This window comes from Nostoc sp. NOS(2021) (assembly GCF_017115025.1).
Lineage (GTDB): Bacteria > Cyanobacteriota > Cyanobacteriia > Cyanobacteriales > Nostocaceae > Nostoc.
Genome location: NZ_JABXKM010000122.1, coordinates 1 through 22,009, shown reverse-complemented (window position 1 = coordinate 22,009; position 22,009 = coordinate 1). Strand labels below are relative to the sequence as shown.

The following is a 22,009-nucleotide window of genomic DNA, read 5'->3' as shown; positions in this document are numbered from 1 at the left end:
AACCAGAAGCGGCGATTCCTTTGTTGGATCGATGTCTAAAATTTCCCGATCGCTCATCATTTTCTCGCTTTTTGGTTCTGATGAATCCTCATATACCTAGTTCATTTCTGGGAAGATACTATAAATCTTGGTTTTGGCCAGAAAGATATGCGATCGCTCAAAACCCGAATACTCACCGCGACATTTGCCAACAACTAACGCAAGACCCCAACAGGATTGTTCGTGCTGCCGCACGGGATAATTTAAAGTAGTATTCGCTCTTAGAAGTTGCATTATAGCAGAAGGAAGTTAACCTATTACGAATGAGCCTTTACTTAAAATAGTGTATTCTCGTTTAGTTTTTTTCAAAAATAAAATAGGAGTTTTATATAAGACTTATTAACCATTATTTAATGAGCTATTTAAAAAACAAAAATATTTGTTTGTATTGAGTAGTAATTGCCCCGTTCTTAACATTGAGCTTTGGAGTTGATCTTTGCAAATTTCGGGACTGTGGTTGAATTGGAACAGGAGAACGAGAAGGTACTTTATCACGCCTTAAGAGCAAAGGAATACTGAAAAGTCCCAAAATAATTACTACTCCGGTCATTATCCAAACCATTAACCGATTTGGTCTATAATCTGCTCGTTCAATTTGCCAAAAAACTTCGTTGTATCGCCACGCAGCTAACGCAATAGTCGAAATTCCAAAAATTACCAAAGCAACACCCAAATTTTCCGAGTTAGATAATTGATGTATGGGAGGTTCTTGTTGAGTAATAGCAAGATTCAACTGGCGCAGAAATATACCAAATCGCGCGATCGCAAAACCAAAGCCAATCAATGCAATAGAAGTGCGTAGCCAAGCCAGAAAAGTACGTTCGTTCGCTTGATGCTCTCTTTGCCGGTCAATTTTCGGTATTTTATCCATGAGTATTTTTTGATGCTAAGTTTCTCTTCACAAGTATTCATAACATTGATGAAAGTTCGTAAAAGTCTAATGTAAAAGTACCCTGAGATTTGGGGAAAACTAATTCTATATCTAAAATCTAATTCTTTACTATGCTTGATGACAACGATTTTGCGTTAGCCTCGGCTGACGATACCTCGGTTGTGGTGCTTGAAGAACTATCTTTACATCCTCAGCCAGAAGTTCGTGAGGCTGTGGCTAGAAATCCGAATACGCCCACGAAAGTGCTGCTCAAATTAGGTAAGGAGTTTCCAGACGCAATTACTGCGAACCCGGTTTTCAATCTTTTGGTGCTGGAAAATCCTGAGAGTCATTTCGTTAGACTCTCTTTAGCACGTAGCACAACAACTAGTGAAAGCGCGATCGCTCAGTTATCTAAAATCGAGGATGAGGAAATTCTTTGTGCCGTGGCTAGAAATCCAAAGACACCTCTTCACATCCTGGAACAACTTGTAGAAAACCCGCCTCGTTTCTGGGATCGCCAGAGGAGTTCTGACAGATATGATTTTGATCGCCTCTTTATCGCAATCCATCTAAATCCGAACACTTCTGAATCGTTGTTGCTTAAACTAGCCGAGAGTGGAAGCAGCAATGTCAAACAGGCGATCGCTCAGAACCCCAAAGCACCGTTATCCCTGCTAAATCAGTTTGCAGATTGGAGAGATTCTCCGATGCATCTAGCAATTGGTCGAAATCCTCAAGTACCAAGCGCAATATTGGAAAAACTAGCGGGGGAAAATAGGAATGAAATTCGTGAGATGGTCAAGAACCATCCAAATGTTTCCGAAACTGCGATCGCCATCATCAATTTTATCGAGGGAAAACCTGGAACATCCATCGACTTGCTAGAGCAGTTAGCCAGTGATCGACGAGCCTCTGTCCGGCGATTGGTTGCCGCCCATCCTTCAACTCCTGCAAAGGTTTTAGAAAAGCTCGCACAGGATACAGATGAAGATGTACCCTTCAAAGCCGCAAACCATCCCAATGCAACCTCTACCGTTTTAGAGTTTTTTGCAGAGTTCTTGGTTAAGCAACGTCAGCGAGTCTCGCCAGCTAATCTAGGCAAGATTGAATGGTATAAAAAAAGTGCAATTCAATTGTTGAGACGTTCTGAAATCACTCCAAAAGTGTTAGAAAATCTGTTGCAGATGAATGAGTTTGATGTAGTGTACGCGATCGCATCGTCTTTGAGAACACCACCCACTATGCTGCTTGCACTTACAGACTATCAAGCCCCGTCTGGCGTACACATTATTTTTCTCCTAAATCTCGCTAAAAACCCCAATACACCCTCAGATGCGCTGGAGAAGCTTTATCTAAAAATCAACCCAACGCCGCATTTTATTAAGGTTAATGGTGTACAAGTTTTTACTAATGCTTTACAAGCTGTTGCTGCTCATCCAAATACCCCTGTCCATTTGCTAGAACAATTCGCAGTTCATTCCCGCGACGATCTTCGCGCAAAAGTTGCCACAAATGTCAATATACCGATTTCAATTTTGGAGCGGTTAAGCAATGATTCTGATACCAGGGTTAGTACTATTGCAAAACAGGCGCTCAAGGCAAGAGCTTGATTTCAGCACTATTTCTGTAAATATCAACACAATCCAGTGAGGACTCTGAGAAAACCCCAAGCGATGCCAGAATCTTTACAGCGTTAAAATAGTAAATAAGGTAAAGATGTATATCAGAGTCAAAATCAATGGCACTATTCGGATTTGGGAAAAAGGAAGTTATACCCACTGCTGACGAAGCTTTGTCAGGAAGGGCACAATCTATGTCAGTACCGGCGGCTCATTATGTCAACAAAAATCCCCTAAAACCTCCTTATCCCGATGGATTAGAGATGGCAATTTTTGGCTTGGGCTGTTTTTGGGGTGCAGAACGCAAATTCTGGCAACTTAAAGGAATTTACACCACCGCAGTCGGTTACGCTGCTGGGTTCACACCCAATCCCACTTATGAAGAAGTATGTAGTGGACGAACCGGACACAATGAAGTGGTGTTGGTTGTGTTTGATCCCAAAGTGATTAGTTATGCCGAACTGCTCAAAGTCTTTTGGGAAAGCCACAATCCCACCCAAGGAATGCGCCAAGGCAATGATGCTGGCACTCAATACCGTTCGGGAATTTATGTATATTCCGAAAGTCAAAAGCAGCTAGCAGAAGCATCGCGGGAAGCTTATCAGCAAGCTCTCAATGGTGCAGGTTATGGCAAGATTACTACAGAAATCTTGGATGCACCTGAATTCTACTACGCCGAAGCTTACCATCAGCAATACCTCGCTAAAAATCCTAATGGGTATTGTGGTTTAGGAGGGACAAATGTTTCTTGTCCCGTGGGTGTAGTTGAATCGCAAGTTAGTTGATAGAAATGGAATTGGTAGGGTATCAAATTAAGGTGAGTTAGACAAACCTCTCCCTGCCTTGAACTCAAGTTCAAGTCTGTCCCTCTCCGAGTTGGAGAGGGACCATTGGTGAGAGGTTAAGATAATTTTAATTTTGTCAACTAGAGATTATGCTGAAAATTTAGGAGAAACGCAGGTATTAAGTTAACTCTAGTACTGAAATAATGGGTCAAGAATAAATAATGGCTATCAAGATTATGCGTAGGCGTAGCCCACCGTAGGCATCGCCTGCTCAAAAATTGTGTTTCTGACCCCGATTTTCAGCATTATTTTAGGTACTATTGCTTATTGACAAATGATGTCTGACCTTAACCTCTCACGAATGGAGAGGGACAGGTTTTGTGTAGTTAAGAATATTTGTAGGTTGGGTTGAGGCAATGCGTTACCCAACAAACCCCTGAAAAGTCAGGTTTCGTTCCTTAACTACACATTTTTATTTTTTGGGCTTAAGCGAACCGTATTGGATTATATAGCAATCCTAAATCATTCGTGAACAACGAGATCCCCGACTTCTCTAAGAAGTCGGGGATCTGAGTCTTGTGATTTTCACAAATCAAATAGAATTGCTATAAGTAGGTAGGTGGGAATAAACCAAACTATGTTACTAAAAGTAAACACGCCTAAAACCCTTACCAATGACGAATGACAAATGACGACCCTCACCAGTTAACTTTATTTACGCCCACCTACTTAGTTCAGTAATTTATGAACGCCAGCGAAATACCTTTCTCATCATAAATATAGCTATACTTGCACCTATTGCACCTATTGCATTAAATATAGTCAATATACCCATAGGTAAATAATGAAGAAAATTTTGATTATGAGAAATAATTACTTCAAGTATCTCATTTAAATTCTTGTCTTTAAGATAAAAAATGTCCCAAATTACTAGAGCTTCATACCCTGCTATAGCCCCAATTAATAGTCTAAATATTTCAATAGGAAAATTGTTTTTCCTTGTGATAATTAAAGTAGCTATTCCAGCAAATACTCCTCCCAAAAAACTTGTTGTAGTTAATACTATGAGAAGTTTTAATATCCAGTGATCGGAAAAATGAGCTTGCATAATATCAATTATTTATGACGATAAAATTTTTACAAGTTTAAAACATTATTGATTATCTACAGCTAAACAATTTAATAATAAATCGCTTGGTGATGAAACTTTCATAGGGTCTGTTAGCGAAAGTATTAGGATGGTGCGTTATGCCCTTGGCTAACGCACCCAACAAGATTACGAATTACGAATTAAATGAGCTAGGTGCTTTAACACTTTGACAACAGTATGTAGGTCATCTCCACGATTCAGTGACAGTGTGTAAGATAATGCATATCTCGGTGTACCCTGTTTCGTCAACTTAATAAATCTAAATTCATTACCATTGGTGATAAAGCCAAAAACAGGTTTAGCTGAAGTTGCATCTGCCAACATATAAGCCAATGCTTGTGGAATTGCTGGCACTAAAGAATATTCTGCTCGTTTTGCCTCAATAACCAAAACCCAAAATGGAGGATGCAACACCAAGATGTCAATACGTCCTCTGATAATTGTGCCTTCGTCTTCAGAAGAAATTCTGACTTCTTGTTCCGACGCGATGTAGAAAGGCGGTTGATAGAAACCTGCTAAACGTAATAGTGGAGATAGCACCACCATTTTAACTACAGGTTCCAAAATAGGATATTTCGATAGATGCAAATATTCTGTCTTGACTTCGTTAAGAGATTGCTTTTCTAAGTCACTCAACTCAGGTAAATCATCCTGCCACTCTGAAAAAAAATGTTCGTCGTTTGCAAGTTGTAGATCAAATTCATCAATAAGTTGGGCGAGGGTGATATCTTTTCCTTGAAGAATTTGAACCATTTGTTAAACCTTTAGAGCTTGTTTGAAAAGTCTAATTTATTACTAGCCCTGGCGACTAGAAGTCGCACGCCAGATGCTTCAAGTCGGCGGAGCCGACGGCAGTTGCTTCAAGTCGGCGGAGCCGACGGCAGTTGCTTCAAGTCGGCGGAGCCGCCCAACGCACTGCCTCCCCAACGCACTGGCTTGGCTATACAGACAAAACCTGCCTCCGCAGGTTAAAAACTCTTGATTTTTTCCTAGTCCACGGAGGTGGACTAAGCTTTGTGTAGTAGCGAATTCTATTCGCCCAATCTTTTCAAACATCCTCTTATACTTAATCTGCCTAAAAAACCCTCGGTTGATATTTACCCAAAAGACTGCCTTACAGTGCAGATTTGAGCAAAGCGATCGCGCCGACCCACAGCATAATACTAATAGGCGCTCCAATTAGAATCCCAGCGATCGCCCAGCCTCTTTGATGCGCTTTGAATTGTTCAATACTGCGCCACCGTCTACTTTTCCAAGCCCATTCATTGCCTTTAGCACCAAGTGCGATCGCCATTAAACAACCAACTTGGGGTATAAAACAGAATAGTCCATACCAAGTTTGATTCGGCCACATCCACAACCAAGGCATCAGAAATGCGCCCCAATTCCAACCGAGAATTTCCTCTGGGACTGTTTCATTCTGATTATTTATCCCGCATCCCGAATTGTTGATTATTTCTTTTAGCGGTAAAAGCTGATTCCTGTTTGCAGATTTGACAGTCAAACCAGATTTGAGAGCATTTAGCGCTTGGCTAGCACTACTAAATCTTTGTTCTGGAGCAGGTTCTATCAACTTTTGTAACCAACTAACAAAACTGGGACTGAGATTAACTCGGTCTGTAAATTGCAGTCGCAAATCCTGCTGTGGTAAATCAGCTGGGGAAGTCCCAGTTAACAAATGAATCAAAGTCGCACCCAGTGCATAGAGGTCTGAAGCCGCAACCGCGCGACCACCAAATTGTTCCATTGGCGCATAACCATAAGTACCTACAACGGTAAAAGTAACGCCCTCTCTTGCCGCTTTATCCTGAACTGCGCCAAAATCAACTAAATAAATCCGATTATCTTCACCCCAGATTAAATTACTCGGTTTTATATCTCTATGTAACACCCCTGGATTCAACTCATGTAGATAGGTGAGAATATTTAAAATCTCAACAGCAATTTTTCTCGCTCGCTTTTCAGTAAACCTTTTGCCAACAGCAAGTTTTTCCTTGAGCGACTCACCAGGGATATATTCTTGTATTAAGGCAAACCAGAGTGTGCGATCGTCGATACAAAAATAATCTATATATCGGGGAATGCGGGGATGATTTAGCTGTTTAAGAATTTGTGCTTCCCTCTCAAAAAGTTTCAAATCATCCCACTGCACAGTACCGCCAAAGGCCAAAAGTTTGACCACAACGGTCGAATTTTCGCCATCAGAGGCTTGTAAATCCAATGCTTGCCAAGTTTGACGAATTCCATTGTTACCGAGTTGGCGTTGAATTTGATAACGATCTTGTAATATCTGTTCTGCTTGCAGCATCTTACACCTGCTGGCAATTTACTTTGATGTGATTCCCTTATATTCAAGGATAGTCATTATCTACAGAAACTGTGAGAGCCTGATAATTTATTGAAAGTAGTTGAAGATTCCAACTTTGGGGTTCTCTAGAAAAATAGTGCGAATTATAGTTTGCATCTGTTATAAATAAAAGTAGAGATTGAAGGTGGCCAAAGAAGCACAACCAAAAGAGATTATCATCTATGCGAATCAAGACGGTTACGAGCCGTTTGCAGAGTGGATGGATAATTTACGCGACCAACAAGGAAAACGACACATCCTGCAACGCTTACGCCGCCTTGAACAAGGCAATTATGGCGATGTTGCGCCTATAGGAGATGGTTTGAGCGAGTTGCGAATGTTCTTTGGTTCTGGTTATCGCGTCTATTTCGGTGAAGATGCTGAAAATATTGTTGTCGTACTGTGTGGAGGCGACAAAAGCACACAGAATCAGGACATCAAAGACGCAAAAGCTTACTGGAAGGAGTACCTAAGCGGTGAGAAAATTTAGAACACTTGATGAATTTGAAGAAGAGTACTTCCGTAAGCACCCGGAAGAAATCGACGATTATTTGACCGAGATATTTCAGGAATATGCAGAAGACAACGATTCCGGCGCGTTGTTGGCATCCTTGCGCGTCGTTGCGCGTGTACGGGGAATTAGTGAGATAGCCGAGCAAACAGGCATGACACGCCGGGGATTGCAAAAAGCCTTATCCAGTAATGGCAACCCGCGCCTTGAAAACGTGAATTCCATCATGAAGGCGCTCGGATATTGTCTCACCCCGACTACCACTAACCAAGGCAGCAGGGGAGACAGCAATATGAGCCAGAAGCTAGCACCAGCAAAAGTACCAACACCAGGAAAAATTTTAAGTCGAGAATTAGAAGCTCGCGGCTGGACACAGAAAGATTTAGCAGAAATTATGGGGCGTCCAGTTCAAACCATGAATGAAATTATTCACGGAAGCCAGCAAATTACACCTGAAACAGCTATCGAACTCTCTCAAGCCTTGGGTACTTCTCCAGAGTTTTGGACAAATCTTGAAGTAAAGTATCGACTTCATCTAGTAGGAAAAGAAAAAAAGGAGCAAGATATAGCTCGTAAAAGCCGATTGTATACAATTGCCCCCATCTCTGAACTAATCAAAAATAAGTGGATTCAAGCAGCAGATTCGATTGATGACTTAGAACGGCAAATCTGTAATTTTTTCGGCATATCTTCCTTAGATGAAATACTCCAACTAAATGTTAATTTCCGTTGTTCCGAGTATCGAGAGCCAGAGGCAACTTCTCGCATAACTTGGGTAAAACGAGTTGAGAACCTAGCGAAACAACAAACCGTTGCTAGTTTTGAACGCAAAAAACTAGAGATTGCTATCCCTGAAATTCTTGCTTGTGCTAAACAAGTAGAAAGTATCGTGCGGATTCCTAAATTGCTAGCAGATTTAGGTGTACATTTTCTAATTGTGCCGCATTTAAGCAAAACCTATTTGGATGGTGCAGCCTTATATTTAAACAGCAATCCCATTATCGCGTTGACATTGAGATATGACCGGATAGATTCATTCTGGTTCACCCTCATGCATGAGTTAGCACATATTGTTTTAGGACATCAAGGAGCTTATTTAGATAACTTGGATACGTTAGAAGAAAATGAGGAAGAAAAAGAAGCTAATGAAAAAGCCGCTAACTGGTTAATAAATTCTCAGACATTAAATGAATTTATTATCAGCAGTAAAAAAGTCTTTTCTCGTGAAGCGATTGAAGAATTTGCTCAAAATCAAAATAGACATCCAGGCATAATTATTGGTCGCTTACATTATGACAAATTAGTTCCCCATAAAAATTTGAGACCGTTACTGGTTAGAGTTAGCACCATTTTAGGCCATTCTACAGATAATTTTTGTGATAGTAAGCTTGATATTCCGCAGACAGCAGAGGTTCCCACCAATCACGATGATTGAGATACCATTCAACAGTTAAACGTAAACCCTCAGCAATTGTTACTGAAGGCGTCCAACCAAGCTGAGTTTTAATTTTCTTTGCATTAATTGCATATCTTTGATCATGTCCTTGTCTATCCTTGACAAAGGTAATCAACTGCTTTGCTGGACGGACTGGTAAATCAGGTGCTAATTCATCCATCATTTGACACAAAAGTTGCACGAGGTTGATATTTTCTACCTCATTATTGCCACCAATATTGTATGTTTCCCCTGGTTGACCATGATTAATTACCACATCCAGAGCATGACAATGATCGCCCACATAAAGCCAATCCCGCACATTTTTACCATCGCCATAAACAGGTAATGGTTTACCTATCAAAGTGTTGATACACATCAGGGGAATTAGCTTTTCGGGAAACTGATAAGGGCCGTAATTATTAGAGCAATTTGTGATAATGGTTGGAAGTTTATAAGTATGATAATAAGCACGCACTAAATGATCACTCCCAGCTTTTGAAGCTGAATAGGGACTATTGGGAGCGTAGGGTGTAGTTTCACAAAAAGCTGCGTCATCTGTGCCCAGACTACCGTAGACTTCATCAGTCGAAACGTGCAGGAAACGATAATCAGATGGCTGTGCTTTTGCCTGCCAATGTTGGCGAAAAGCTTCCAGCAGCGTGAAAGTTCCCACCACATTAGTTTGCACAAAAGCAGCTGGCCCAAGAATCGAACGATCAACATGAGATTCAGCGGCAAAATGGGCGATCGCATCAATATTTTCGGTTGCTAGTAACTGATCTATAATGGTGCGATCGCAAATATCCCCCTGCACAAACCGAAAATTATCTCCTCCCTCAACCAGCGCCAAATTCAGACGATTCCCCGCGTAAGTAAGAGCATCCAATACCACCACCCGATCATCTGGATAAACCTGACACCAATGATGCACAAAATTCGCCCCAATAAACCCCGCACCCCCCGTAACTAATAACCGCCGACTCATTCAATTTCCTCTCTTCTCTCTGTGTTCTCTGCGCCTCTGTGGTTCGTTTCTATTGCTTAAAATATTTTTTTCTCAACTTACCGTATATCCTCTGAGCGAGTAATTTTGCCATACGTATTCTCGTCAAACTCTTAATATTAGACGGCTGCTGGATTTTGTGGTCAAAAAACTCATTTAACTCATCCAGAATAACTTGAAAACGCTTAATAATATTTTCAGTCCGATGCTCAACTAAAAACTCTTCAGACAAGCTAACTGCTACTGAAGAATTAATTACCTTCATAATACGTTGGACATCATATTCTTGTGAATATCCAGCAATTTTATAACAATTAAACCCCGGATCTAAGTAATCTGCCAGTCCACCGTTGACACTAGAAAATACTTGACAACCACAGGCAAGAGCTTCCATTGGTTGCAGACCAAATCCTTCACTAACACCCTGTTGTGCCCAGTACTCAGCCGAATCATAGAGATAAACCTTAGCTCGGTTGAATAGTCCAGGTAAATCCTCTACATAAGAGTCAACAACCAATACTTTACAACGTTTTTGCAAGGCTGGAATTAATTCTTTAATTAAATACTCAGAAGATTTCCGAGCCTGAACTAAAACATCAATATCCCGTTTCAGACCTAAATTTTGAAACTCATCAGAAATTTGATTGGGCAAATAATAAATCAGAGAATTGGGTGATTTTTCTCCCCAATATCCCATTGTATAGCGGCTAACAGTGATGATCGGAATACTCGCAGGTAGTCTAAATGGATAACCTGCGCTATGTGCATGGTAAACAACATTGTATTGCTTAAGTTTAGCCACAAGTTGAGCTATATCAAATCCCCAACTGATCACAAAAATTACATCACTTAAATTTTTCTCTTTTAGCAAATCATCGATAAAAAGCTGATCTTTTTCCCGTTGACGGTAAGTTACAACATCAGCACTACAAATATGCTGAACTAAATTAAATGCTTTTAGTTCTGCCCAAAGACCACCACAAGCAAATTTGCCATCTGTACCGGGGAGTAAGAAGTAAAGTTTTCTCATAATTTTATTAGGGGAATGGGGAATGGGGGAGTAATTTTGAATTTTGAATTGTTTCCCCCCTCATTCTCTGAAGTCTCTTCAATCTTGCCAGCCCACTTTAACAAAATGTGCCTCACGCCCCCAAACATCGCGTGTACGGGTAATATTTTCAATTGCTAGGTTAAAAGGAATAGCAGTCGTTAGGTAACGCTGGGCCATAGAACCTAAATCAGGTGCGAGTTCAGCGGCTGTCGTCGCGGCGAACCCTAAACCTATAAGTTGCTCTATTGGTCGAAATGGTAGTAACAGATGCACACCGACAGCTAGTCCAGCTGTTAAGAGCATTGCTACTGATAAATTTGTGCCGCAACGCGGATGTACAGCCAAATCCCATTCTCCACTGGTGAGGCGGTGTCGAGCAAGTGTGACCGCACGCCGCAAATCACTAATATTTACCTCACCATAGAGGTAGAATCCCTGCTCAGTAGACAAACCGCCTAATAGTTCGTTATCTAGTTGAATGTTAGTGGGTTCTCCTTTGGCAGGATAGGCACTTTTTGATTCGCTAAGAACCCAAACAGTAGCGTGTTCTAAAGCGTGAACCTGCCGCAGCATCAAAATTTCTTTCAACCCTGGAATAAACGATAGCTGCCTGAGTAAGTCGGCATCTTGTGTGGGTTGCGGAAAGTCTAAAGGTCGGTATTCTGGGGTCGGAACTTTCTCAGATACAGGTGAGGTAAAATCAAAGTTAAAAAATTCAAAGTGAAACGAGCCACCCTGAAAAGAAGTAGAAGTATTCATTGGAACACTGCTCTCCAAGCCGATGGAGCAACATAGATTTCTTTCAAATGTAACGCTTGCGCCACTGAATTGTTACTAATTTTTGTGGATGATTGTTGAGTTTGGGCATTGGGTATTGGGCATTGGGTATTGGGTATTGGGCATTGGGCATTGGGCATTGGGCATTGGGCATTGGGCATTGGTTATTAATTATTACCCTCTGCTCCCCCTGCTCCCTGCTTCTTAAAAGCCCCCAGTCCCTAATGCCCTGCTCAAACCCTTAATTTTTCGTTGCTGATGCGTAAGTCCTACATCTGTTCTGCTGAATTTGGAAAGGAATTCTGATCTTTATAGTTTCCGAGTCCGAGGGTCAGCTGGCTCCACTAACATAAACTCCGGCTGAGTGAAGGACTCGGAACTTTTGGTAGAGTGTTCACACTGAAAACTTAGGCGTGAGGAGGGGAACAATCAGTAAACCTCATTCATTGGCTCTTGAATATACCAAACCAGAGCAATTACCTTGCTACTAGTAAATTGTTTATTCGATCTGGTTAGGCAGAAGACAACAATTGACATCATTCAAACAGACTTTGCCCCACTGTAAAGCCCAGCGGACAAGAGCTACTCGATTTTCTGTCTCAGTTTTGGTGAGAATATTACTGATATGGTTATCAACTGTACGCTTGCTAATCTCCAGTTTTCCTGCAATCTCTTGGTTAGTTAAGCCAGTGGCCACTAAGTCGATAATTTGCAGTTCTCTGTCTGATAGACTAACGGGGGTCTCAGACTTGCCACCAGCCATGACTATTTCTATCCTCTGTTGGTATATGTACTTAATCGCTCTTTCTAATTCTAGAGGATTCTTTTGTTGGTAGGGGTTTCAAGTGTTAGCAGTAATACTATTGTCAATATTTTATTTGGATTTCAAGTTGCTAGAAATATAATTTATGAAATTTTAAGTATAAAATATTACAAGCACTTTGATAAAATCATAGTTTATTCACTGAGATACTTTTGGAGGTATTAGAAGCATATACATGTTATGGAGTAGTTAAAATTGCTATTTAATTCTATGAAGGACTGGCGACAGATTAGCAAAAATCATTGTAGATTTTATACTGTAAATTCCTAATCCCAAATCGAAATCTAAAATTGAAAATGAGATGAGCAATCCCCGTGTTTTGTGCCTTGGTGAAATTTTGTTTGATTGTTTAGCCGATCAATTGGGGCTAAAGCTGGAAGAAGTGAAATCTTGGACTCCCTACCCAGGAGGGGCACCAGCTAATGTAGCCTGTGCTTTAGTCAAGCTGGGGACATCAGCCGGTTTTATCGGAGCGGTTGGCGAAGATGAACCAGGGAATGCACTGGTCAAACTATTACAAGATGTAGGTGTAGAGACGACGGGGGTACAACGCCATCCCACAGCACCAACGCGGCAAGTTTATGTTACACGGGATCTGGCTGGCGATCGCACCTTCGCCGGATTTGGTCGGTATGATAGCTCAGAATTTGCCGATACTCACCTGCAAGCTAAACAATTGCCAAATTCGCTGTTTCAAGAGGCAGATTTTCTGGTTTTGGGTACTTTGGAATTAGCTTATCCTGAAAGTGAAGAGGCAATTCACCGCGCCTTAGAGTTAGCAGAACATTACGACCTGAAGATTGTGCTGGATGTCAACTGGCGTCCTGTATTTTGGGATGAGCCAAACATCGCTCATCAAAAAATTCCAGAATTATTTAAGCGAGTCGATTTCCTCAAACTCTCCAAAGAAGAAGCTGAATGGCTATTTGAAACCGCAGATCCCGGAGCCATTACTTACCGTCTGGCTTCAATTGAGGGAGTGCTAGTAACAGATGGGGAAAACGGTTGCACCTACTGTCTGGGTGAGAATGAAGGCAAATTACCCTCGTTTTCTATCCCCGTAGTTGATACAACTGGTGCAGGGGATAGCTTTTTGGCAGGATTCATCCACCAACTGAGTCAATATGGTATCCACAGCTTGCGGGATGCAGAAACAGCAAAACGCATTGTCACCTATGCTAGTGCTGTTGGAGCGCTGACTACCATTAAAGCAGGTGCGATCGCTTCTCAACCTACTGCTGCTGAAGTCGAAGCTTTTCTAGCCGCACATCAACTCTAGGAACTAGCATAAATTACTGGGATATCAGCTACCAAAGGCTGATACTCCCGACTAGAAAATGGACGAAAATCTTCATGCCATTCTGCGGTCATATTGCACAATAAACGCAGTTGGAGAGGTGTCGGTACTGGGTTAACGCGCTCAACTTTTACTTTTAGAAGTTCTGAATTTTTGTTCTTGAGTTTAAAAACATCATCCACAATATACCGAGGGCAATAACCTACGATGTAATGATCTTCAGTGCATAATAGCAATGCACGCGGGTCATAGGGGTTTTGAAATTCGTTCGCTAAATATAAGAGTTCACCTGTTTGTAATTGATTAATCCGTTCAGTTGCACCAGGAGGAAGGTGTCGCAGTCCATGTGCAAAAAAATGGATGTGGTATAAACCATTCTCATCTGGTTGTGGGCATGGGAAAACTTCAAAATAATCTGTTACCTTGCGTCCACCACTCCGAGAAAGAATGCTAACTGGATCGTCTTCACCTTCGGGAATATTTAGCGATTCAATATAATTTTTGTAGTCAGGGCGAGAGCGTCGCATTAATCGATTAGAAAACAAGGGGAACAGTTCAACTGATGTGTATTCTTTGTTTAAGTCTGGGAAGGAATACAATAGCTGAAAATTATGTTCAGTTTGAGCTTTTACAGCACCTTGCGTATATACAAATTGATATTTTTTTCCGTCAAATGTTAAGCGACCAATGGGAAGCCAAACACGACTATTAGGATCTTGCCAAGCTAAAAAAAGTGTTTTCATACTAGGGTGTCCAGCAGCTTACTTTGATTTAATTCCAATATCTTCTGTGCAAATTCAATTGCTGTTTGCGATATGCGATTAGATGGAATACGCTCAAAAAGCTTTAACGTATCATTGCTTGACACCCTTGCTAAATTATTCAACCATACCCTCGCTGCATCTGGATACCGTTTTTGCGCTTCACAAAATGCATTAAAAGTCTTGAGAGTTTTTTGATCGCCAACTCTAGCATACAACGCAGAATTGCATTTTTCCACATACGCTTGGACAGAAAAGCCAGTGTCTTTTGTGATTAGCCTACTTTTCCTTTTAGAATCAGACTCGTTCCTACCAAGACAGGAGGCATGGTCATAGGTTGGTGCTAAATAAATCTTCTCTTCCAAACTGATGAATGCCCAATTTTCATGGTGTCGATCGCTATTCCCAATCCAAGCATCTAAAAGTAAATACCCAACAAAAGTTTCTGTCGGATGACTAATTCCCTCTGGTGGTGTCCAATTGATAGGCAAATTGACTAAAGCATCTCCGATTGCATTGAATACATTGTCTATTGTGTGTTGGGATAAGTCTTTAGAATCTTGTGGATAATCGGATACTATCCGAGCCATAATTTCATTACCAAGGATGAGAATTGCAACTTCTGGATGCGGCAAAAATGAGGGTGAAACAATACCATTTTTGCCATTGTATACCGCCAGTTCATAATCAGCGTGGGGTAGCCCAAGTAATTCGCTCAACTGGGCTGCAATCTTCTCTGCCCAATCTTCTCCTGTGTTTGGTCTAGCTTTCTTGAATAGGCAACGACCTAAATACTGATGGCGAAACCAGAACTTTTCTTTGGTTCCCAAATCTTCATCAGCCTCCGGGGCATCTAGGGGAACGTCAATGATCGGAAACTGCTCTGGCATAATTTATGGGAAAGCCTGATTTAGAGCAAATTATTAACTTCACCTATTTTTAAAATGTGTAACAGTCAATGGTTAGCCTTAGCTTGCTGCCACAGAGTATCAACAGTCACAAACTCATAACCATACGCCTGCATTTATTAACTTAATTATACGTTTACAAAAATTTAGGTGTAAACTGCTCTTTTACGTATATACTTAGTAACAGCATATTAGACTGCTCAAAGAGTGCTTGATATTTTTGTGTCAAAAAACTTATCCTAATGTTCTTTTACCAGAGAATATTACTATTTTGGAGATGTCTAGTGTAAGAAAAGGACTTAAGGCTAATGAAGACAAAACAGTTTATTGCATCTACTTTAACTTTGTTTGCTACAACAGTATTATGTTTTCCACTAGTACAGTCTACTGTAGCTCAAGCTCAGACAAGTAATACTAGTATTGTTGGTATCACAAAAATTGCTGCTGGTTCTACAACACCGGGTGCTACAAATTGGCAACCTTACACTAACGGAATTTATGTTGATGTAGATACTAGTGGAGCAAATTTTACCTCTACTCCAAAATACGTTACATCTATAGGTGGTGATGGTTATCACTGGCAGACTACTGGAGGGTCAGCAATTTATTACCCAACACCAATAGGTTTTCGTGTTTATGTTCGCTTCTCCGATAATGCCACTATAAGTCCTGCCCTTGCTAACCAATATAGATGGTACATTAACTGGATAGGTATTGGACAATAGTTGTTCAACTTTCTCGATCTTAGTAATACCAAAGCCTGTAGTCCTCACAGAATTTGGTATTTTTAGAATGTATTTTACTAAGTTAACTAAATCCCTAAAGCCGTTCTGATATTTTCCACAAATACTTGAGGCGGCTCGGAAACATCTACATACATAGCATTAGCTGGCTCCTCAAGAGTATAAAACTGACTATTGAGAAGTTTTTTGGTTATAAACTGAATTGTGAGGCTCTTGCAGCCATTTTTAAATGACATCAAAAAAACCTTTGAGGTAAACTAGCTTGGTGCGATCGCCCTTGGCGTTGGCGCAGCCATCGCTATCCAATAATTAAAATTGGCGATCGCTAACTTTACTTTAGTTGGTCTTAATTTGCTGCCACAGAGTATCAACAGTCACAAACTCATAGCCTTGTTGTAGCAGTTGCGGAATCAGAATTTGAATTATGGCAGCAACATCTTCTCCACCGTAAGCACCATCATGCAAAACAATCAGCGAACCATTTTTGACCTGCTGCATAACTCGCTCTACTACGGTGGTGATACCTGGCCGCACCCAATCTTCTGGGACAACACTCCACATAACTGGGCGGTAATTCCACTGAAAGAACAATTTTAAAGTCGCAGGTGTAAATAAACCATTGGGGGGGCGAACATCTCGCACTTGTTCAGGTTGCAGATTGCAGGCATTGTAGATGGCAGTTTGGGTTTTTTCTAAACTCTCCTTCAGGTCATTTGGGGAAAGCATCGGAAAAGAGCGATGATCGTAGCCATGCAATCCGATCCAGTGGCCGCGATCGCTAACAGCTTTAGCGATCGCTGGTGAACGGTTGACGCAAACACCCAACCAAAAAAAACTCGCAGTAATGTTGTAGCGGTCTAATACTGCCAAGACTTCGGGTGTGTATTGAGGATGGGGCCCATCATCGAATGTGAGTGCGATCGCTTTAGAATCGAGATTTCCAGCCCAAAGGCAGTTGGGAAAACTGGGCTGGAGAATGCGGTAGAAAATGGGGAACAGGGGAGCTAGTTGCATTTTGCGTTTATCTGCTGCTGACAACTTTTTGTAGGTGTTGCTTAGGAAACTGCGATCGCACCCCAATACAATGCCTTAATATTCTAACCAAATTGGATGCCTTGGCAAGCGATCGCCACAGGAGGGGCAAGGAAGCACAGGATATCTTTCCGCAGCTTCTCAGTCGTCTTAAGACAACTTTCGCTATTAGACTCAGAATTCATTCTGAGGCGGTCTAGATGAGAATGAAATAGCTCTGCTTCTACTTCAGAACACGAAACTTTGTGCTTGGAACTCGGCACTTCCACCTCAGAACACGAAACTCCGTGCTTAGAACTCGGCACTTCCACCTCAGAACACGAAACTCCGTGCTTGGAACTCGGCACTTGCACCTCAGAACACGAAACTCCGTGCTTAGAACTCGGCACTTGCACTTCAGAACTCGAAACTCCGTGCAACGTCGAAGTACGGGTGATCGCCACGAGATACATGTTGAACTTATTGCTCGCTTTTTCCTCTGGCAAAAACAAAGCTAACACCAAGCCTCTCTGCGTTCTACTCCCATACCCTGAATACATTTCTATCTCTGACTTTATCCTTGAGGGTTTTTAGATTTACTGCTCTATTTTGTAACAAAATCTGTAACACCAACATTATTTGAGTTAGCACTCGTCTAGATTGATGACAAATCTACGGGGAATCCCTGAATGAAAGGGTAATGTTGCTCAAAGATATACGAGATTATCAAATTCTATTTCTGGGCTTGTTCCTAGTCTTGGGAATCGGTACACGAGACTGGACGCTGCGACCAGAGTTAATTGGGGTAGCGATCGCCACCAGTCTTGCAACCCAATGGATATTGTCATGGGTAACAGGCAAAGAACAAATCCCCAATCTTCGCAGTGCTTTAATTACATCTTTAGGATTAAGCCTGCTGTTGCGGGCTGATCATTGGACGACAATGGCAATAGCCGCAGCAATTGCGATCGCTAGCAAATTTATCTTCCAAGTCGGTGATAAGCATTTCTTTAATCCCGCCAATTTTGGCATCATATCTGCCTTGATTCTGACCCCCGATGCTTGGGTTTCGCCGGGACAATGGGGTGAAGAGTGGTGGTATGCGCTATTATTTGTCGGCACTGGCGGCATGATTTTGCAACGCGTTGGTCGCTGGGATACCACAGCAGCTTTTTTGGGTGCTTACTCCTTGCTGGAAGCGATTCGCAATCTCTGGCTGGGTTGGACTTGGGATGTTTACTGGCACCGATTGATGAGCGGGTCTTTGCTGCTGTTCGCCCTATTTATGATTACAGATCCGCGATCGATCCCCAATTCCCGAATTGGGCGTGTAGTTTGGGCAGTGTGCATCGCCGGATTAACTTTTATCCTGCGAAATTATTTCTTTGTTTCCACAGCAGTCTTCTGGGCGCTGTTTGTCCTTGCACCGTTGACCATTCTGATAGATGTTCTTTGGTTAGCCCCGCGATTTTCTTGGCAAGAGGGAGAAATCAATTCAAAATTCAAAATTCAAAATTCAAAATTGTTCGCGCAGCGTCTCGTAGAGAAGAAAAAGACTGGAGATGAGGGAAAACTCTTAACTCCTAACTCTTAACTCTTAACTCAGCACTAAAAAAGTAGAGGTATAAAATGAAGTTTTTTCGACTTTTAACGCCATTATTATTGGTAATTGTAGCTGTTTTGTGCTTTGCACCGGTAGCTTGGGCATTTTGTGGATTTTATGTAGCCAAAGCTGATACAAAGCTGTATAACAAAGCTTCTCAGGTGGTGATAGCGCGGGATGATGATCGCACTGTCATGACAATGGCAAACGACTTTCAAGGTGAGGTCAAAGATTTTGCAATAGTAATACCTGTGCCAACGGTGCTGCAAAAAGAGCAAGTTCGTGTGGTTGAACCCAAGATTATCCAGCGCTTGGATGCTTTTAGTGCGCCGCGATTGGTAGAATATTTTGACCCAGATCCTTGTGCCCCAACAGGTAATACCGATCGGGTCGATTCAGCACCAGCGCCAGCAGCAGCGAGAAGTGAGGCGGGAAGTGCCAGGGGCGATCGCAGTTTGGGTGTGACAATCGAAGCACGTTTTAACGTCGGCGAATACGACATTTTGATCCTCAGCGCTAAAGAATCTGGCGGACTAGAAACTTGGCTCAAACGCAATGGCTACAAAATCCCTAGAGGAGCAAAACAGTTACTTCAGCCTTATATTCGCTCCTCAATGAAATTCTTTGTTGCCAAAGTCAACTTAGATAAATTCGAGAAATCTGGCTACCAGTTCCTCCGTCCGCTACAAATTTCCTACCAATCACCTAAATTCATGCTGCCAATTCGTTTGGGCATGATCAATGCGACGACAGAGCAGGATTTGATTGTCTACATCCTTTCACCCCAAGGACAGGCAGAAATCACTAACTACCGGACAGTGAAAATCCCCTCCGACGCAAACATTCCCTTGTTTGTCAAAGATGAATTTGGTGAATTCTACAAATCCATGTTTCAAACTGTCTACACCAAAGAAGACAGGAAAGTTGGTTTTTTGGAATACGCTTGGGACATGAGTAGTTGCGATCCCTGTTCTGCTGATCCCCTAACCCAAGAGGAACTCAAGCAAGCAGGCGTATTTTGGCTAGATGATAATTCTCCAAGTAATGTGCCAGTACCCCCCAGCTTTCGTCGTTCCTCTCCTAGTAGTAATGTCTTCATCTCCCGGTTGCATGTCCGCTACACCCGCGACAAATTCCCTGAAGACCTGATGTTCCAACAAACTGCCAACAGTGAATCTTTCCAAGGGCGTTATGTTTTGCAACATCCGTTCCAAGGGGAACTCAAGTGTCAGGCGGGTAGAGAATATAAGCGGTCTTTGCCCAAGCGTTTTGAACAAGAGGCGCAAACTCTGGCTAAACTAACCAACTGGAATATTCAAGACATTCGCAACAAAATGAAGCTGAGTGTAGGTAATCTGAGATATTCTTGGTGGGAAAATTTCATGTCCTGGCTGGGATTATATTGAGGGGAGTGGCGAGTAGGGAGTAGGGAAAATTAGAGACTTGTTCATCCAGTTCAAAGACTCAAAATCCCCATTCCCCATTCCCCACTCGCCAACATCTTGACGAAAGGTATTTTTTAGGGACTTGTTATACGCAATACTAAGATATTCTTGCTTTCTGCCCCAAGATTGTCATGGTTCAATTCGATGAACAGCTACGCCGCTTAGTTACCGAAGCCTGTGGACACCCATCTGGAAGTCCTCAGCGTCAGAAGCTGCTCACGCAAATTATTCGCTTGACAGCAAGTAGACTCTGGAGGGAAAGTACTCCCTACTATCAAGATGCACTACAACAAACTTGGTTGTATTTCTGCCGCAATGTTTGTGAAGGTTTGACAGGTCAAATCTATGACCCCACCTATGGCAGTATCATCACCTGGCTGAATGCTTATCTAAAACGGAGACTACAAGACTTTTACATTAACCAGAAACGGGAACAAGCCACAAAAGTCCCTCTTCGGGTTCGTCAGTCTACATCGGGTGGAATAAGTGACACCATTGATCCTGTAGATAACCTCCCAGCTATTCCCCAAGCACCTCCCATTCTAGAAGACTTGGAGATATGGGTTAAGACAGATTCTAAAGGAGAACTGCGCGGTACTTACATTAAAGGGCGTCCAGATGTGAATTGTCAGGTGTTAATTCTCAAACGCCTACCCCCGGAAGTTAGCTGGAGAGAATTATCTGAGGAATTTGGGCTGTCAATTCCGACATTAAGCAGTTTTTATCAGCGTCAGTGTTTACCACGTTTGCGTAAATTCGCTGAATTGGAGGGATTGTTTTGACACTCCCCGTTTGGAGATGTCTAAAGCTTATTCACTTGGTAATAGACAAAACCCAATCGCCTAAAAGTTGGTTGACTCTATCGGGTACTTCATCATGGGGACAATGACCGGCTGTTAAGAAATGTTCTGTGAGTTCAGGATAATATTGACGAAATTTTTGGGAACGTTCTCTAGCATTCATCCAAGGGTCAGCTTCTCCCCACAACATCAATAAAGGACAATTTAATTGCTTTAGTAGCACATCAACTTTTTCCCCTTGAGGAGTGCTAAAGACTGACACAAATACTTCCATTGCACCAGCATCGTAAGCAGGGCGATAAATTTCTTCTACCAATTGGTCTGTAATCGCACTCTTGTCAAGATAAACTTTTTCTAGAGTTTGGCGAATCACCCAACGTTGTCGCACGTATTGAAATAACAAAAACTGGGCTAAAGGTTGTTGAAGAATCCACTTAACACCGTCACCCAGAAGTTTCTGTAAAGAAGAGGTTTGTTTAGGTGGCTGAATTTCTGATTGTAAAGCTTCAGGCTCAGATGTAGGCTGGCTTTCGCTAAAAGGCCCTGCACTATTGAGTAAAACTAAACCAGCCGCACTGTCGGGACGCTGTGCTGCAACACACAAGCCAGCATAGCCACCAAGGGAATTACCTGCCAATACTGCTTTTTGACCAATTACTTCACTGATAAAATCATCAAGTTGGTCGCGCCACAAGTCGCCACTATACTGCAATTTCGGTTTTGCCGATCGCCCAAATCCCAAAAGGTCGATCGCAAATACTTCAAAATCTTGACACAATCCTGTGATATTCTTGCGCCAGTGGTCTGTAGAAGCACCAAATCCATGTACCAAAAGCAAGGGCGGACGTTGCGATTGTTTTTCTCCCGCACGCACGTAGTAAACGTTGTGCCCTCGCCACTGCCAATATTTACCAGGAGTTGGGTTTGTAGAGGGGGCTGTACTTGGCTGCATAATCAAAAGAAATGTTAAGTAGCTTTTAATAATTGTAGGCTAGGTGGGGAGTGGGAAGCAGGGGGAGCAGGG

General features: G+C 42.0%; 25 protein-coding genes and 1 pseudogene. 11 read left to right on the top strand and 15 right to left on the bottom strand.

All coding sequences use genetic code 11. The annotated features are described in order from the left end of the window. Positions 1–20 precede the first annotated feature (20 nt). Positions 21–251: a hypothetical protein gene (locus HWQ41_RS15810; protein ID WP_292764435.1), complete on the top strand. Its 231-nt coding sequence runs from the start codon at positions 21–23 to the stop codon at positions 249–251. Between the two features lie 224 nt (positions 252–475). Here the strand turns inward: HWQ41_RS15810 and HWQ41_RS15805 are convergent. Then, positions 476–910, bottom strand: a pseudogene (locus HWQ41_RS15805) (DUF202 domain-containing protein); the annotation flags it as partial. Between the two features lie 131 nt (positions 911–1,041). Between HWQ41_RS15805 and HWQ41_RS15800 the strand changes: the two are divergent. Further along, entirely contained in the window at positions 1,042–2,523 is a 1,482-nt protein-coding gene (locus tag HWQ41_RS15800) for a hypothetical protein (protein WP_292764432.1), read from the top strand. A gap of 128 nt (positions 2,524–2,651) precedes the next feature. Beyond that, positions 2,652–3,317: a peptide-methionine (S)-S-oxide reductase MsrA gene (gene msrA, locus HWQ41_RS15795; RefSeq protein ID WP_292764430.1), complete on the top strand. Its 666-nt coding sequence runs from the start codon at positions 2,652–2,654 to the stop codon at positions 3,315–3,317. Between the two features lie 742 nt (positions 3,318–4,059). On the opposite strand, the gene HWQ41_RS15790 is transcribed toward msrA, so the two are convergent. Beyond that, entirely contained in the window at positions 4,060–4,425 is a 366-nt protein-coding gene (locus HWQ41_RS15790) for a hypothetical protein (RefSeq protein WP_292764427.1), read from the bottom strand. Between the two features lie 168 nt (positions 4,426–4,593). Further along, complete coding sequence (locus tag HWQ41_RS15785) at positions 4,594–5,220, bottom strand: type I restriction enzyme HsdR N-terminal domain-containing protein (RefSeq protein WP_292764425.1); 627 nt, start codon at positions 5,218–5,220, stop codon at positions 4,594–4,596. An 18-nt stretch (positions 5,221–5,238) separates the two neighbouring features. Between HWQ41_RS15785 and HWQ41_RS15780 the strand changes: the two genes are divergently transcribed. Then, positions 5,239–5,439 carry a hypothetical protein gene (locus tag HWQ41_RS15780; RefSeq protein ID WP_292764423.1) on the top strand — a complete coding sequence of 67 codons (201 nt, stop codon included), beginning with the start codon at positions 5,239–5,241 and terminating at the stop codon, positions 5,437–5,439. A 142-nt stretch (positions 5,440–5,581) separates the two neighbouring features. Here the strand turns inward: HWQ41_RS15780 and HWQ41_RS15775 are convergent, their stop codons facing one another. Further along, a complete protein-coding gene (locus tag HWQ41_RS15775) occupies positions 5,582–6,775 on the bottom strand; it encodes a serine/threonine-protein kinase (protein ID WP_292764420.1) in 1,194 nt (397 codons plus the stop codon). Positions 6,776–6,959: 184 nt separating this feature from the next. On the opposite strand from HWQ41_RS15775, the gene HWQ41_RS15770 reads away from it, so the two are divergent. Together HWQ41_RS15770 and HWQ41_RS15765 are read left to right on the top strand one after the other, a co-directional pair. Continuing rightward, a complete protein-coding gene (locus HWQ41_RS15770; protein ID WP_292764417.1) occupies positions 6,960–7,304 on the top strand; it encodes a type II toxin-antitoxin system RelE/ParE family toxin in 345 nt (114 codons plus the stop codon). Beyond that, positions 7,291–8,760, top strand: coding sequence for an addiction module antidote protein (locus tag HWQ41_RS15765; protein WP_292764415.1), 1,470 nt, complete (start codon positions 7,291–7,293; stop codon positions 8,758–8,760). Before HWQ41_RS15770 ends, HWQ41_RS15765 begins: the two co-directional genes overlap by 14 nt. Here the strand turns inward: HWQ41_RS15765 and rfbB are convergent. From rfbB to HWQ41_RS15740, 5 genes are all read right to left on the bottom strand, one after another. Further along, the gene (gene rfbB / locus HWQ41_RS15760; RefSeq protein WP_292764412.1) at positions 8,687–9,748 is read right to left on the bottom strand and encodes a dTDP-glucose 4,6-dehydratase; all 1,062 of its coding nucleotides are present in this window, start codon (positions 9,746–9,748) and stop codon (positions 8,687–8,689) included. The two genes, HWQ41_RS15765 and rfbB, sit on opposite strands and share 74 nt — an antisense overlap. A 49-nt stretch (positions 9,749–9,797) precedes the next feature. Then, the gene (locus HWQ41_RS15755; RefSeq protein ID WP_292764409.1) at positions 9,798–10,796 is read right to left on the bottom strand and encodes a glycosyltransferase; all 999 of its coding nucleotides are present in this window, start codon (positions 10,794–10,796) and stop codon (positions 9,798–9,800) included. Positions 10,797–10,874: 78 nt separating this feature from the next. Then, positions 10,875–11,576 (bottom strand): DUF6391 domain-containing protein, encoded by a 702-nt coding sequence (locus HWQ41_RS15750; RefSeq protein ID WP_292764406.1) that lies wholly within the window; start codon positions 11,574–11,576, stop codon positions 10,875–10,877. Then, positions 11,573–11,755: a hypothetical protein gene (locus tag HWQ41_RS15745; protein WP_292764403.1), complete on the bottom strand. Its 183-nt coding sequence runs from the start codon at positions 11,753–11,755 to the stop codon at positions 11,573–11,575. The genes HWQ41_RS15750 and HWQ41_RS15745 overlap by 4 nt, the downstream gene beginning before the upstream one ends. Positions 11,756–12,093: 338 nt before the next feature. Continuing rightward, positions 12,094–12,357, bottom strand: a complete 264-nt coding sequence (locus HWQ41_RS15740; RefSeq protein WP_292764399.1) for a helix-turn-helix transcriptional regulator — start codon at positions 12,355–12,357, stop codon at positions 12,094–12,096. A gap of 361 nt (positions 12,358–12,718) precedes the next feature. Here HWQ41_RS15740 and HWQ41_RS15735 point away from each other — a divergent pair, with 361 nt between their 5' ends. After that, on the top strand, positions 12,719–13,696 hold the full coding sequence (locus HWQ41_RS15735) for a carbohydrate kinase (protein ID WP_292764396.1): 978 nt from the start codon (positions 12,719–12,721) through the stop codon (positions 13,694–13,696). Here HWQ41_RS15735 and HWQ41_RS15730 read toward each other — a convergent pair. Next, on the bottom strand, positions 13,693–14,457 hold the full coding sequence (locus HWQ41_RS15730) for an HIRAN domain-containing protein (RefSeq protein ID WP_292764393.1): 765 nt from the start codon (positions 14,455–14,457) through the stop codon (positions 13,693–13,695). The genes HWQ41_RS15735 and HWQ41_RS15730 overlap by 4 nt on opposite strands. Then, positions 14,454–15,365, bottom strand: a complete 912-nt coding sequence (locus HWQ41_RS15725; protein ID WP_292764390.1) for a HipA-like protein — start codon at positions 15,363–15,365, stop codon at positions 14,454–14,456. Before HWQ41_RS15725 ends, HWQ41_RS15730 begins: the two co-directional genes overlap by 4 nt. Positions 15,366–15,691: 326 nt before the next feature. Here HWQ41_RS15725 and HWQ41_RS15720 point away from each other — a divergent pair, with 326 nt between their 5' ends. Then, positions 15,692–16,108, top strand: coding sequence for a hypothetical protein (locus tag HWQ41_RS15720; RefSeq protein ID WP_292764388.1), 417 nt, complete (start codon positions 15,692–15,694; stop codon positions 16,106–16,108). A gap of 86 nt (positions 16,109–16,194) precedes the next feature. Here HWQ41_RS15720 and HWQ41_RS15715 read toward each other — a convergent pair whose 3' ends face one another. The 3 genes from HWQ41_RS15715 to HWQ41_RS15705 form a co-directional block, all read right to left on the bottom strand. Further along, entirely contained in the window at positions 16,195–16,362 is a 168-nt protein-coding gene (locus HWQ41_RS15715; protein WP_292764384.1) for a hypothetical protein, read from the bottom strand. Between the two features lie 100 nt (positions 16,363–16,462). Next, complete coding sequence (locus HWQ41_RS15710) at positions 16,463–17,140, bottom strand: polysaccharide deacetylase family protein (RefSeq protein ID WP_292764381.1); 678 nt, start codon at positions 17,138–17,140, stop codon at positions 16,463–16,465. 83 nt (positions 17,141–17,223) lie between these two features. Continuing rightward, positions 17,224–17,697, bottom strand: a complete 474-nt coding sequence (locus HWQ41_RS15705) for a hypothetical protein (RefSeq protein ID WP_292764378.1) — start codon at positions 17,695–17,697, stop codon at positions 17,224–17,226. 140 nt (positions 17,698–17,837) lie between these two features. Here HWQ41_RS15705 and HWQ41_RS15700 point away from each other — a divergent pair, with 140 nt between their 5' ends. The 3 genes from HWQ41_RS15700 to HWQ41_RS15690 all read left to right on the top strand — a co-directional run bounded on the left by HWQ41_RS15700 (position 17,838) and on the right by HWQ41_RS15690 (position 20,967). Further along, positions 17,838–18,731 carry an RnfABCDGE type electron transport complex subunit D gene (locus HWQ41_RS15700; protein WP_292764375.1) on the top strand — a complete coding sequence of 298 codons (894 nt, stop codon included), beginning with the start codon at positions 17,838–17,840 and terminating at the stop codon, positions 18,729–18,731. Positions 18,732–18,766: 35 nt separating this feature from the next. Further along, entirely contained in the window at positions 18,767–20,146 is a 1,380-nt protein-coding gene (locus HWQ41_RS15695; RefSeq protein ID WP_292764372.1) for a DUF2330 domain-containing protein, read from the top strand. A gap of 170 nt (positions 20,147–20,316) precedes the next feature. Continuing rightward, on the top strand, positions 20,317–20,967 hold the full coding sequence (locus HWQ41_RS15690; protein WP_292764370.1) for a sigma-70 family RNA polymerase sigma factor: 651 nt from the start codon (positions 20,317–20,319) through the stop codon (positions 20,965–20,967). 31 nt (positions 20,968–20,998) lie between these two features. Here HWQ41_RS15690 and HWQ41_RS15685 read toward each other — a convergent pair whose 3' ends face one another. Beyond that, entirely contained in the window at positions 20,999–21,937 is a 939-nt protein-coding gene (locus HWQ41_RS15685) for an alpha/beta fold hydrolase (RefSeq protein WP_292764368.1), read from the bottom strand. Between the last annotated feature and the right edge of the window lie 72 nt (positions 21,938–22,009).